This is a genomic window from Blautia sp. AF34-10, assembly GCF_003477865.1.
Taxonomy (GTDB): domain Bacteria; phylum Bacillota; class Clostridia; order Lachnospirales; family Lachnospiraceae; genus Fusicatenibacter; species Fusicatenibacter saccharivorans.
The window spans coordinates 37,792-50,385 of sequence record NZ_QUED01000021.1 but is presented as its reverse complement, the minus strand read 5'-3'; the positions used below and the strand labels follow the sequence as shown (position 1 = coordinate 50,385).

The following is a 12,594-nucleotide window of genomic DNA, read 5'->3' as shown; positions in this document are numbered from 1 at the left end:
TTAGCTTGACACAAGGGGGCCGTCATGCCGACAACACCGTCGATCTGCAGGAATTTATGATTATGCCGTGCGGCGCTCCCTCATTTCGGGAGGGTCTTTCCATGTGCGCGGAGATTTACCATACGCTGAAGCAGCTCCTGAAGGAGAAGGGATACTCGACTTCTGTCGGCGATGAGGGCGGCTTTGCGCCGGATTTAAAGGATTCCGATGAAGCACTGCAGCTCATTGTCAATGCGGTCCAGAAAGCCGGCTATGCGCCCGGAAACGACGTGATGATCGCGATCGATGCGGCGGCAAGCGAGCTCTACGAGGAGAGCAGGAACGTCTACTACTTTCCCGGGGAATCCCGTCAGTGCGGAAAGACAGTATTTCGGGATACCGCAGAAATGGTTGCCTACTATGAGGAACTGATCGAAAAATACCCGATCGTATCCATCGAAGACGGGCTGTGCGAGGACGATTTCGAAGGCTGGAAACAGATGACGGAAGCGCTCGGGAACAGAGTACAGCTGGTCGGGGATGATCTGTTTGTGACGAATGTAAGAAGGCTTTCCTGCGGCATTGCACTTGGCACGGCAAATGCGGTTCTGATCAAGGTAAACCAGATCGGAACGCTCTCTGAGGCGCTGGATGCGGTGGAGATGGCGCAGAGAGCAGGGTACCGCGCCGTCATTTCCCACCGGTCCGGAGAGACAGAGGATGATTTTCTGGCAGACCTTGCCGTCGCGACAGGCGCCGGCCAGATCAAAACCGGAGCACCGTGCCGGTCGGAGCGGAATGCGAAATACAATGAGCTTCTCCGCATCGAGGAACGCCTCGGTGAGGAAGCGAAATACCGGAATCCGTTCCCGCAAAAGGGAACCGGCGTAAGAGAATGGTGAAAAACGGCGTAAAATAGGCAAATAACAGTTGAAATCGTTCTTCCGCTATGGTAAAATAATATAAGTTGGCCGTAGGAGGTGTAATTGTGGAAATTTTAAGAACGATTTTGACAGTCATTTATGTCATTGATTGTATTGCTTTAACCGTTGTTGTATTGATGCAGGAAGGAAAACAGCAGGGTCTCGGTGCTATCGCAGGTATCTCAGACACTTACTGGGGAAGAAACAAAAGCCGTTCTGCAGAAGGAACTCTGATCCGTGCAACAAAAATCATGGCAGTTCTGTTTATTGTACTGTCGGTTGTATTAAACATGAATTTTTAGCAAAGTAAAGACATCCTTATTCCCACGAGAAGGCGTAAGGGTGTCTTTTTCTACAAAGAGGAGATAATAGATGAAAGATAATAAGAAGAAAAAAGATCGGAGGAAATATCCGCAGGGCAGTGCGGCGTCCCATGCAGGACAGAACAGCGGGAACCATGGCGGTCATGCGGGCCATCCGCGTTCCAGAAGTTCGAAACTGCTGAAAAACCGCAAGACGCTGCTCATGGATCTCGTAAGCTCGAAAAACTATGAGCCGATGCGTCTGAAAGACATTGCCATGCTGCTGCAGGTGCCGAAAGCAAAACGGTCGGAGCTTGCGGAGGTTATGGAAATCCTGGTAAAAGAAGGAAAAATCGATGTGATCTCCGACGGCCGTTACCAGAAGAGCCGCGGTGCATCCACAACGACGGAAAAACGGGAAAAAAGAGACCGCCGCGCCGGAGAGCAGGGCAGAAGAGGACGCGATGACCGATTCCGTAGAAAGAATGGAAAGGACGGCGACACAGAGAAGAAGCCGCGTATCCAGACTGTCGATATCCAGGCAGTCGTGGACGTTTACCAGATCCCGGAGGAGTTCCCGGCACGCGTGATCACACAGGCAGAAAAATGCCCGGAGGAAGTAATTCCAAACGATTACAATGGCCGCCTCGATCTGAAAAGCTGGCAGATGGTGACAATCGACGGCGAGGATGCCAAAGACCTCGATGACGCCGTATCCGTCACAAAAGCGGGCGATACGTGGACGCTTGGCGTTCATATCGCTGATGTCAGCAACTATGTGCAGGAAAATTCCGCCCTCGACCGTGAGGCGTTAAAGCGCGGCACCAGTGTCTATCTGCCGGACCGCGTCATTCCGATGCTGCCGAAGCGTCTGTCAAACGGCATCTGTTCCCTGAATGAAGGACAGGAGCGCCTGGCACTCTCCTGTATTATGACGATCAACGAGAAAGGCCGTGTGATCGGCCATCAGATCGCTGAGACGGTGATCCGCGTGGACCGCCGCATGACCTACACCGCCGTCAATGCAATCCTGACCGAGCCGGAAGCACATCCGGAGCTGCTGGAGGAATATCATGAGCTGGTTCCGATGTTCCGCCAGATGCAGGAACTGTCTGCACTGATCCGGAGCTGTCGGAAAGAACGCGGAGCAATTGATTTTGAATTCCCGGAGAGCAAAGTAATTCTTGATGCAGAAGGGACGCCGGTGGAGATCCGCCCGTATCCGTCGAACGTGGCAACACGGATGATCGAGGACTTCATGCTGATGGCGAACGAGACCGTGGCAGAGGAATACTGCACACGCGAAATCCCGTTCTTATACCGGACGCATGACAAGCCGGACGGAGACCGCATGGAGGCAACGCTGACGCTGATCCGTGAACAGGGCATCAAAGTCGAAAAGCGTTCCCATGAGATTACGCCGGGTGAGGTGCAGAAGATTCTCACCAGCATCGAGGGAACCCCGGAAGAGCCGCTGATCAGCCGCCTGCTGCTCCGGTCGATGGCAAGAGCCATTTATACCCCGGAATGCAGCGGCCACTTCGGACTGGCAGCGTCATATTACTGCCATTTTACCTCACCAATCCGCCGTTACCCGGATCTGCAGATCCACCGCATTATCAAGGATGATCTGCGGGGACGTCTCGACAAGGGCGGCAGAATCGGCAAATATTCGTCCATTTTGCAGCATGTGGCGGAGCAGTCGAGTGCGATGGAGCAGCGTGCTGCAGAGGCAGAAAGAGAGGCTGTGAAGCTGAAGAAAGCCGAATATATGCTGGAGCATGTCGGCGAAGAGTACGACGGCGTCATTTCCGGCGTGACCGGATGGGGCTTCTATGTGGAGCTGCCAAATACCGTTGAGGGACTCGTTCACATCATGACACTGAAAGACGATTATTATAATTTTGATGAAGAAAATTACCGTCTGGTCGGAGAGCAGCACGGAAGAGTATTCCGCCTTGGTGAGCCGGTGCGTGTCCGTGTACGAAACGCCGAGCCTGCCAACCGGACAATCGATTTTACGTATGTAGAAAAAGAAACCGAGACAGAATAAATCCCTGGAGGAAAAAGTTATGGCAAAACAAAAAGGAAATCGAATGATTGCCAACAATAAAAAGGCATATCATGACTATTTTATCGAGGATAAATACGAGGCCGGCATCTCCCTTGCCGGTACCGAGGTAAAATCCCTCCGCATGGGAAAATGCAGCATCAAGGAGTCCTTCATCCGCATTGAGCGTGATGAGGTATTCATCTACGGCATGCACATCAGTCCGTACGAGAAGGGCAACATATTCAATAAAGACCCGCTGCGCATCCGGAAACTGCTGCTGCACGACTATGAGATCCGCAAACTTGAGGCGCAGATCAAGGAAAAAGGCTACACGCTCGTTCCGCTGCAGGTGTATTTTAAAGGCAGCCTCGTAAAAGTCGAGATCGGTCTGGCACGCGGTAAAAAACTGTATGATAAACGGCAGGATATCGCAAAGAAGGATCAGAGACGTGAGGCGGAGAGAGATTTCAAAGTTAAAAATCTGTATTAAAAATCCTTGACAAAAAGTATGGGGAAAGACTATAATACAATATACGGCAGTTGAAAGAGAGTTTTCACTGCACCGGGACGATCTGTTTGCGTCCCCGTATCAAAGAAAAGCGTCTGTAGAGCCAGCACGGGCTTGTACTGGTTTCGACGGGGGTTTTGAAGTTTGGGAAGCCATTCGTGGACTCCGGGACCGCGTCATCAACCTGGAACCTAAATTTAAACGCAGACGATAATTACGTAGCGTACGCTGCCTAAGTGCGGCGTTGTCAGCTGAATAGTTTTCCGCGGCTATTCTCCTGGCATCAAACAGATGCGGAGCACTTCGTTTCCAAAGCTTTGCGGAGATGAAAGATTTTATGAAGCTACCGAAGCGGCAAGCCTGTCATCCGGCGTGCCGATGGGGGAACCTTTAATAGAATGACTGTAATGGGAGATGCCTGAATGAATAGGCTTTCGGACAGGGGTTCGATTCCCCTCAGGTCCATACCTGAAAAACCGCTAAAATCCAGTGTTTAGCGGTTTTTTGTTACATTTTTGATGGAAAAAACAGGGCAAAAATGCCGCTTTAGACCGTTTCAGACCGTTTAAAACCGCATGAATTTTGGTCAAAAAAGAAAGGAAAAATTCGAAATTTTGTCAAACTTTATCTTTATTCGCACTGTTAAGAACGTAAAAGAGACCGTTTCAAAGTGCTGCAGGCACATGAAGTAGAGATACTTGATGTGCCTGCTTTTTTGTACAATAGGAAAGTTCGACTTCCGTCGAACTCTTGATAAAAAGAGCCCGCACAAAGGCGGGCATGGCAAACAGACGATAGATTAAAAGAAGTCAATGTAAAAGCCTTCTTCAAATTCATCCTCATCAAGATCGTCATCTCGGTAAGAAAATAGTGCATATGCACTATTTAAAAACGGTGGCTCCTTATAACAAAGATTTCTGTTCACAATATAAAAAAATATCCAGCAGGTTAACTTTTGAAGCGGTAAAACAAATGCTTAAGGATGTTTTGAGTTGGTAAGGGACTAATAGATTCTGTACTTTTCGCCCTATGATTGAATCTGATCATGCGCGAGAAAAGGAAAATAATAGAATTGACAGACTTGAAAAAATGAATTACGATTTTTAAAAGTACTGCATTGCTTGAATGAGAATTATATGTTAAGGTAACAGATATAAAGAGAACTTTAAGCATTGATTTATTAAAATAAACACGGATAGCGAGGTGTATTTATGACCATAGAAGAAATTCTTGCAGGAGAATCCAAAAACGTAGAATTCAAAGAGAACCTGCCGGAAAAGAGCATCAAATATATGAAGTCTGTGGTTGCCTTTGCAAATGGAACCGGAGGAAAAATTATTTTTGGAATTGCGGATAAAACCCGAGAAGTGGTTGGCTTTGACAAGGAAGATGTATTCAAAAAGATGGATGCGATTGCCAATGCCGTCTCGGATAGCTGTGAACCGGCAATTATTCCAGATATTACGCTGCAGACAGTTGATGGCAAGACGGTTATTGTGGCAGAAATTTCTGAAGGCAGACAGCGGCCATATTACATTAAAGCGCTTGGACGAGAGAGAGGCGTATATGTCCGTGTTGCTGGAACAACCCGGCTTGCTGACGAGTATATGATCAAAGAGCTGATGCTTGAGGGAAGCAATCGTTATTTTGATCAGGCGTTATGTACTGGACTGAGTGTTACAGAAGAAGAAATTGATACGCTTTGTAAAGCGATGAAGGAGCAGGCAGTCAAAAATGCCCATAATGAGGAGCAGAAAGCATCGGTAAAAGACGTTGGAAAGCAGCAGCTTCGGTCCTGGGGTATTTTGATTGAACGTGATGGAAAAGACTACCCTTCTAACGCTTATGCTATCTTAACGGGCTGTGGAGGGCTTCATGTTGCCATTCAGTGCGGTGTGTTTAAGGGAACAACGAAAGCGGTTTTTGTTGATCGAAGGGAATATACGGGTCCTTTGTGGGAACAAATAGAGGAAGCATTTCAGTTTGTTCTGCGAAATATTCATCTGGGAGCTACGCTTGTCGGCATTTACCGTCAGGATATTTATGAAATCCCGCCGGATGCAATTCGTGAGCTGATTATCAACGCGGTGGTGCATCGCAGCTATCTGGATCATGGTACAATACAGGTTGCGGTGTATGACAACCGACTGGAAATCACATCGCCGGGGAAATTGCCGATGGGACAAACGTTGGAGCGTATGAAAGAAGGCTATTCCAAAATCAGGAATGAAGCCCTTGCACATGCCTTTTCGTATATGAATCTGATTGAACATTGGGGAAGCGGGATTCCGAGAATTATAGACAAGGTAAAATCTGCTGGACTACAGGAACCGGAGTTTATTGGTGGAGAAGTTGACTTGCGTATCAATATCTATCGAGGACAAAACGATACAAATAACGCCAGAATCAACGCCAAGAAAACAAAAAATGGCGTTAATGATATAAAAAATGGCATTGATGGCGTTAAAATATCACGAACGAAGGAACAGGTTCAGATAGAAAAACTGTTACAGGCTATAGAAAAGAACCCATTTGCAACCCAGGCGTATTATGCGGAACAGATCGGTGTGTCCAAAAGAACTGTTTCACGAATATTTGTTTCTTTACAGCAAAATGGTGTGTTGGTACAAAATGGAACAAACAGAAAATCGAATTGGGTAATCATAAAGTAGGAGAAACAGAAGAATGCAAATATTGGTCGATGCAGATGCCTGTCCGGTAATTGAGACGGTTGAGAAAATTGCAAAAGAGCATTGTGTTCCGGTAACACTGTTGTGCGATACCAATCATGATTTGATATTTGATATCGGATTATAGCGAAATAGTCGTGGTTGGTGATGGAGCAGATGCTGTGGATTATGAACTGATCCGTGTCTGTCATAAAGGCGATATTGTCGTATCGCAGGATTATGGTGTGACGGCGATAGCGTTGGGAAGAGGTTCTTATGCGATTAATCATTCTCATGGAGCGTTATTTAAACAACGAAGTGAAAAAATACCCGCATCATCGTGTCAGAAGGACAAAGAAGCGAAAAAAAGGCGGATACTGAGGGATTTGAACAGTCTTTTGAAAAAAATGTTAGGGATGATACAGGAGAAAGAAGGAAAAGAGTTTAGAAGATAAAATTATCAGAGAGTGAAATAAAGTGATTTGATAATATTAGGAGATATGCCCGGATGCTATTTTTCAAAAAGGAAAAAGTGTCAGGGCATTTTTAGGTGCAAAACTAATAAAAATAATTCTGAAAATATAGTAAAAATAAGCATATTGTCAAATGAAACGGAGGTATATAATAAAATATAGAAATATAAGCGGTGAGAAAAATTGAAAGGAAAAGTGCCTATGAAAAAACTCGGAAAATATGGTAAAAAGGTATCCTGCGTGGTAATTGGAATGCTATGTGCAGCAGCGATTGGCGCCTGTGGAAGCACACAAAGTGGTCCCAAGATGAAAAAGATGTGAGAAATGATATTTCTGTCTATGAAGAGGGAGCTGATTTGGAAGGAACGCTTACATATGGAACCTTATTTATTGAGCCGCAGACCCAGCATATGATTGATTTATTTATGAAGGAGCATCCAGGCGTAAAAATTGAAACAAAGGTTGTTTTTGACAATGATGTTACGGATGAACAGTATAATGAAGGCTTAAATACCTTGCTTACAGAACTTGCATCGGATCAACGGGCGGATATTTATGATGCAACGTATTTACCATCGGAAATTAAGACGAAAGGCAGCGGCTATTTCGAGGACTTAAATCAGTATATTGATGCAGATCCTAATTTTAACAGAGATGATTATTACGATAATATCCTGCGAGCAGCAGAAGTCGATGGAAAACTGTATCAAATTCCGGAGGTTTTTATTATGTTATGCTTCGGTTGAATAGAAACATAACGGATGAACTGAATTATGAAGTCCCGGACGAAATGGATATCAATGATTTATATGAGTTATATCAGCAGGCCAAGCCAATTGCAGATGATGATTTTACGATTGATGTACAAAACAATATTTACGTGTTTCTGCCGATGACAGAGGACAGAGCTTATTTGAAGAAGGAAGAAGTAAATTTTGATTCAGAAAATTATGTGGATTTTCTGAGAAAAATGCAGGAACTGTATCAATATCAACCATCCTATGCGACCCATGCATTCACGGATATTAAAAGCTTTTCCGGAAAGAGTGTCCTGCTGAATACATTTACAAATTTACTCGAAGGTTCTCCGAGCGGAATGTTTGAAGAAACCGATACGGCAACAAAACCGATCCTGTTGAAATCAACGGATGGAAAAATTCCTTTCTGGAGAAGTGGTGAGGACTTTTCCATGAGTTCAGGCTGCAAAGATAAAGCGCTTGCATGGGAATTTATCAAATTCTGCATTGGTCAGAAACAATTTGAGTTCGAAGATGCAAACAGTGATTCTTACTACAGAAATTTCTTTACCTATGGCAGTATGCTGAACAAAGAAAACACACGGCAGCTTGTTGCGTATCAATTGGAAAATGATGACGACACAGCAGAAAAATGGGAAGCATACAATGAAAAAGTTTCTGCAAAAGCTTTTCGGGATTTACAGTTAGACAGTATTTTGACTGAAATTCGAAACGAATGTATGGAGCAGAAAATCACCCCAGAGGAATGTGCGAAGCTTTTCAGCAAAGAGCAGAGCTTTATGTTAATGAGTAGAAGCTGTCCTTAATCCATGGAATCAGGTATATGAAATGAAAAAACGAAATTTTATTTATATGTGTTTTATCCTTCCAAGTTTTATCGGGATCATGGCTTTTTACATCGTGCCGTTTCTTCTGTCTTTGTATTTTGCAGTGATTGACAACATGATGAACAAGGAATGGGTGGGTCTTAAAAACTTTAAACTGTTATTCGAAAATGAGTTATTCCTTTCAGCACTCCGTAATACCGGAATTTTTTGCGGGATTGCAATACCGCTGGGAATGGCGATTGCTTTGCTTCTGGTACTGGTTTTGAAAAAGCAGAGGAGAGGTCGAATTCTTCTTATCCTGCTCCTGATCCCATTAATCGTTCCATCTGGAACGGTGATTGCTTTCTGGAAATATTTGTTTGAGAGAAATGGTTTTCTGGATGGGTTTTTACAGCTTTTTGGAAAAAACATGTTCGATATTGAGAATTCCAGATGGGCCATTTTGATTATTATCCTGATGTATCTGTGGAAAAATATCAGTTTTTCGATTGTCCTTTTCTGGTCCGGGATAAACTGGATTCCGCAGATCTATCATGAGCAGTGCCAGCTGGATGGAGCTACAGGGCGGCAGGAATTCCAATATATTACATGGATCTTATTAAAACCAACGACGTTAGTTGTGCTGTTGATGTCGATCGTGAATTCTTTTAAGGTTTTTAAAGAGATCTATATGCTGTATGGGGCCTATCCATCACCGTATGTTTATATGCTGCAGCACTATATGAATAACCAGTTTTTGTCACTTAATATGCAGAAACTGTCTGCTGCAGCATGGTGTATGTTTCTCATACTGGGAATCTTTCTGGGCATCATTTATCGGGTCCAGAGGAAGAATCTGGATTATTTGTAAAGATCTTTTGTGGGTGATTTTATGAAAAAGAGATATTCGAATTTTTTCGAAAAGCTGATCTGCATGGGAGCTGTCATTTTGGCAGTCATTCCGTTGTTGTTTGTGGCTGGAAAGTCGGTACAAGTTCCAGAAGAGTATCTTATATTGCTCTTTAAGAGACCTTTGTATTTGCGGATGATGTGGAATTCCCTGATTATTACTATTCCGGTTTTGATTGGACAGCTTTTGCTTGCACCGCTTGCCGCATACGGCTTTTGGCAATGCAGGTGGAAATACAAGGAGATTTTGTTCTATCTTTACATGATTGTCATGCTTATGCCGCTGCAGCTGACTTTAGTGCCAAATTATTTAGTGGCGAATTGGCTGGGCATTCAAAATTCGTCCTTGGCAATTATTCTTCCGGCAATGTTTCAGCCATTGGGGGTATTTCTGATTCGTCAGCAGATACAGGATTTTCCGCAGGAAACGTTAGAAGCAGCCAGACTGGACGGAGCCAGCGAATACAGAATTTATCGTTCCATTGTAAAGCCTAATTTGAGTTCAGCCATTGCTGCTGCATTAATCCTGATTTTTATTGACAATTGGAATATTGTAGACCAGGCGGTCATTTTTTTGAGAGAGCCATATCAGCAGCCGTTATCCGTGTATCTTTGCCAGATTTTAGAGGAACAGCCGGATATCTTTTATGCAGCGTCCGTTTTTTACGCAGTACCAGTTTTATTGATATTCTTAATGGGACAGGACTATTTGATACAGGGAATCAGTATGTCCGGTGTGAAAGCGTAGAGGGGAAGAAAGTACGATGAAGTTCAAAAAAATAAGTATAGGGTTAATCGCTCTGTGGTTTCTGTTTTTAACTGCCGCAACGTTTTGGTCGGTCAAAGAAGAGAACAAAACGCTTCCTTCCGTCTGGACAGAGGAGGCACAGGAAGGCAGCATTGAGTATGAATTTCCAGTTGATTTGGAAGTAAGCGCAGCTGATCAGGCAATTGGCTATATCAGCGTGTATGATAACGTTCCGGAATCTTTGCTGCAGGAGGGCAGAGATCTTCTGGTTGGAAAAGTGTGTTCTGTCATTCGAAGGATGATTTGTATGAGCTTACGGTAGATCTGTATGAAAAACATTCGATTAGTGAAAACGTTGAGGGAAAAATCGAAATCACTTCTGAAGATGTTTTTCCAAAAGTGATCACACGGCAGGCGATTCATGAAGGAGACTTTGGAAAAACGTGTGTCTATTATATTAAGCGTCAGAAGGGAGCCTGGGGGTATGAAAATATTCTGGAAGAAAAAGCTGTGACATGTTTTCCAAATAGAAATTCAGATTTCGTGGTACTTTTATCAGAAGTAGACGAACCGATGGTCGTAAGCACATCAGAACTGACAAATGGAGAACGGGTGAAATTAACAGAAAAAGATTAAGGAAAAGAATACAGCCTCACTACCGGGACTTTCAGGGGTGAGGCTGTTTCATTATGTTCTATGCATGTGTCGATTTATACAGGCTTTAAAACACATTGTCATCCGAATAATGCGTCATGATACCTTTCGCATTGTAGCCCAATATATTCCGTAACTTATCAATTGCATTTGCTTCTATATATTGATTATGCCATAACCGCTTCATAAGAACTACGGTCCTAATCGTAAGAACTGGAAACATTGTGAATGACAATGAAAAATGTACGACTATCACCAAAGCCGGAAGCCTAGAAACAGGAGATGCGACCTTGACCGGCATTTTAATGGCGCTGGTGGCAGGATTTTTCGGTGTGCTGGAAGAAACCGTCCGCAGAAAAAACGCCAGTAATGCGGTGGTAATTTAAAAAATATGGAAACAAGGAACGATATAGCTTAACGGCTATGCCGTTCTTTGTTTTTTACTTAAGTACATGTTAGAAATTCCCTGATATCTGACAATCACACATTATTTTTACGTAATTTAATGTGTGTTCGTCGCTTTACAGTTGACAATCACACATTATTTCAATATAATATAATGTGTGATTGTCAAAGAGGGGTGAGAAACATGAATGTTAAGGAGAAAATCGAAGAACTGCGAGAAGCGTCAGAGGACGGTACGATTACCGCAGCGCAAGTAACAGAAGCCGGACTGCACCGCAGCGTTTTACAGAAGTTTGTCAAGAGCGGCGAGATATACCGCTTCGGGCGTGGCCTGTATGTGTGGAGCGACGTATGGGAGGATGATTTCTACCTTTTACAGCGAAAGTATGGGCGCGGAATTTATTCGCACGATACTGCTTTGTATCTGCGGGGCTATTCGGATCGTACCCCGGCAAAATATACGATGACCTTTCCCAAAGGCTACAATGCTTCATCCTTGAAACGGGAAAATCTAATTGTCAAGCGCGTTGTGCCGGAGAACTATGAACTTGGCAGAATTGAAATGAAATCCCCATCCGGCAATCCAATTCGTGTTTACAATTTGGAACGGACGCTGTGTGACATCCTGCGCGGCAGCGGCAGTGATATACAGATTGTCGGAGAAGCTATGAAACGCTATGCAGCATCCAAGGATAAGAACATTCACAGACTGATGCAGTACGCAGATCAGCTTCGTGTGAAGCCAAAGGTGCTGCGATATATGGAGGTTTTGCTATAGACTGTTTCAGACCGAAAAAAATGGGGTCAAAATCGCGGTCGAAAATTAAGGGGAAAAGGAAAAATTTTCCATAAAAAAGTTGATTATCTGATAGAAAAATGAAAAGGGGAGCAGATATGCAGTTACTAATCAAACAACGTGTATTTTCCTGGTCAGACACGTATGATATCTATGACGAGCAGGGGAACCAAAAGTATTTTGTGAAAAATGAATTTATCTCGCTGGGACACCGTCTGCATGTGTACGATGCGGCGCATAATGAAATTGGGTTTATCAAACAGAAATTATTTTGCTTTCTTCCGACTTTCGAAATTGAATGGAACGGGCAGTTAATGGGACATATCGAAAAACGTTTTGCACTGTTCCGCCCCAAATACGATGTAGATTTCATGGGATGGCGTGCAGAAGGTGACTTCATGGGATGGGATTACGATGTATATGAAGCCTGCAGTGCAGTCGTCCACGTACATAAAAAACTTCTGAGCTGGGGTGACATGTATGTCATCGAATATGATAATCCGAGCAATGAAATTCCGGCATTATTACTGGTGCTGGCGATCGATGCGGCAAACTGTTCACAAAATAATGGATAGCTGGTGGTGTCTGGAATGGCGTCAGGGGAGATGCGG

Annotated in this window: 12 protein-coding genes, 1 other RNA gene and 2 pseudogenes; all 15 read left to right on the top strand. The window is 44.1% G+C overall.

Features of this window, described 5'->3' with window-relative positions:
• Positions 1–11: 11 nt before the first annotated feature.
• A pseudogene (eno, locus tag DWZ60_RS12645) lies at positions 12–881 on the top strand (phosphopyruvate hydratase); the annotation flags it as partial.
• 86 nt (positions 882–967) lie between these two features.
• Positions 968–1,204 (top strand): preprotein translocase subunit SecG, encoded by a 237-nt coding sequence (secG, locus tag DWZ60_RS12640; RefSeq protein WP_055226503.1) that lies wholly within the window; start codon positions 968–970, stop codon positions 1,202–1,204.
• Positions 1,205–1,427: 223 nt separating this feature from the next.
• Positions 1,428–3,257 carry a ribonuclease R gene (rnr, locus tag DWZ60_RS12635; RefSeq protein ID WP_243001829.1) on the top strand — a complete coding sequence of 610 codons (1,830 nt, stop codon included), beginning with the start codon at positions 1,428–1,430 and terminating at the stop codon, positions 3,255–3,257.
• A 19-nt stretch (positions 3,258–3,276) separates the two neighbouring features.
• The gene (gene smpB, locus DWZ60_RS12630) at positions 3,277–3,747 is read left to right on the top strand and encodes an SsrA-binding protein SmpB (RefSeq protein WP_022463315.1); all 471 of its coding nucleotides are present in this window, start codon (positions 3,277–3,279) and stop codon (positions 3,745–3,747) included.
• 128 nt (positions 3,748–3,875) lie between these two features.
• Positions 3,876–4,233: a transfer-messenger RNA gene (gene ssrA / locus DWZ60_RS12625) on the top strand.
• 743 nt (positions 4,234–4,976) lie between these two features.
• A complete protein-coding gene (locus tag DWZ60_RS12620; RefSeq protein ID WP_117760391.1) occupies positions 4,977–6,437 on the top strand; it encodes an RNA-binding domain-containing protein in 1,461 nt (486 codons plus the stop codon).
• A 13-nt stretch (positions 6,438–6,450) separates the two neighbouring features.
• Positions 6,451–6,882: pseudogene (locus DWZ60_RS20900) on the top strand (DUF188 domain-containing protein).
• Between the two features lie 342 nt (positions 6,883–7,224).
• A complete protein-coding gene (locus DWZ60_RS12610) occupies positions 7,225–7,653 on the top strand; it encodes an extracellular solute-binding protein (protein ID WP_158576402.1) in 429 nt (142 codons plus the stop codon).
• Positions 7,641–8,471 carry a hypothetical protein gene (locus DWZ60_RS12605; protein WP_119221735.1) on the top strand — a complete coding sequence of 277 codons (831 nt, stop codon included), beginning with the start codon at positions 7,641–7,643 and terminating at the stop codon, positions 8,469–8,471. The genes DWZ60_RS12610 and DWZ60_RS12605 overlap by 13 nt, the downstream gene beginning before the upstream one ends.
• A 22-nt stretch (positions 8,472–8,493) precedes the next feature.
• The gene (locus DWZ60_RS12600) at positions 8,494–9,342 is read left to right on the top strand and encodes a carbohydrate ABC transporter permease (protein ID WP_055266562.1); all 849 of its coding nucleotides are present in this window, start codon (positions 8,494–8,496) and stop codon (positions 9,340–9,342) included.
• 21 nt (positions 9,343–9,363) lie between these two features.
• Positions 9,364–10,128 carry a carbohydrate ABC transporter permease gene (locus DWZ60_RS12595; RefSeq protein WP_147326093.1) on the top strand — a complete coding sequence of 255 codons (765 nt, stop codon included), beginning with the start codon at positions 9,364–9,366 and terminating at the stop codon, positions 10,126–10,128.
• Between the two features lie 16 nt (positions 10,129–10,144).
• Positions 10,145–10,450 carry a hypothetical protein gene (locus DWZ60_RS12590; protein WP_119221733.1) on the top strand — a complete coding sequence of 102 codons (306 nt, stop codon included), beginning with the start codon at positions 10,145–10,147 and terminating at the stop codon, positions 10,448–10,450.
• Positions 10,432–10,764 (top strand): hypothetical protein, encoded by a 333-nt coding sequence (locus DWZ60_RS12585; protein WP_119221731.1) that lies wholly within the window; start codon positions 10,432–10,434, stop codon positions 10,762–10,764. Before DWZ60_RS12590 ends, DWZ60_RS12585 begins: the two co-directional genes overlap by 19 nt.
• 607 nt (positions 10,765–11,371) lie before the next feature.
• Positions 11,372–11,965 carry a type IV toxin-antitoxin system AbiEi family antitoxin domain-containing protein gene (locus DWZ60_RS12580; protein WP_022463308.1) on the top strand — a complete coding sequence of 198 codons (594 nt, stop codon included), beginning with the start codon at positions 11,372–11,374 and terminating at the stop codon, positions 11,963–11,965.
• A 116-nt stretch (positions 11,966–12,081) separates the two neighbouring features.
• Entirely contained in the window at positions 12,082–12,558 is a 477-nt protein-coding gene (locus DWZ60_RS12575; protein WP_117509084.1) for an LURP-one-related/scramblase family protein, read from the top strand.
• Positions 12,559–12,594: the final 36 nt, after the last annotated feature.

What these genes read in the sequence shown, in the direction of transcription:
- DWZ60_RS12580 (WP_022463308.1), top strand. Translation starts at nt 11,372, where the DNA reads ATGAATGTTAAGGAGAAAATCGAAGAACTGCGAGAAGCGTCAGAGGAC.
- DWZ60_RS12605 (WP_119221735.1), top strand. Translation starts at nt 7,641, where the DNA reads ATGCTTCGGTTGAATAGAAACATAACGGATGAACTGAATTATGAAGTC.
- DWZ60_RS12600 (WP_055266562.1), top strand. Translation starts at nt 8,494, where the DNA reads ATGAAAAAACGAAATTTTATTTATATGTGTTTTATCCTTCCAAGTTTT.
- rnr (WP_243001829.1), top strand. Translation starts at nt 1,428, where the DNA reads ATGGATCTCGTAAGCTCGAAAAACTATGAGCCGATGCGTCTGAAAGAC.
- DWZ60_RS12575 (WP_117509084.1), top strand. Translation starts at nt 12,082, where the DNA reads ATGCAGTTACTAATCAAACAACGTGTATTTTCCTGGTCAGACACGTAT.
- DWZ60_RS12620 (WP_117760391.1), top strand. Translation starts at nt 4,977, where the DNA reads ATGACCATAGAAGAAATTCTTGCAGGAGAATCCAAAAACGTAGAATTC.
- smpB (WP_022463315.1), top strand. Translation starts at nt 3,277, where the DNA reads ATGGCAAAACAAAAAGGAAATCGAATGATTGCCAACAATAAAAAGGCA.
- DWZ60_RS12590 (WP_119221733.1), top strand. Translation starts at nt 10,145, where the DNA reads ATGAAGTTCAAAAAAATAAGTATAGGGTTAATCGCTCTGTGGTTTCTG.
- DWZ60_RS12595 (WP_147326093.1), top strand. Translation starts at nt 9,364, where the DNA reads ATGAAAAAGAGATATTCGAATTTTTTCGAAAAGCTGATCTGCATGGGA.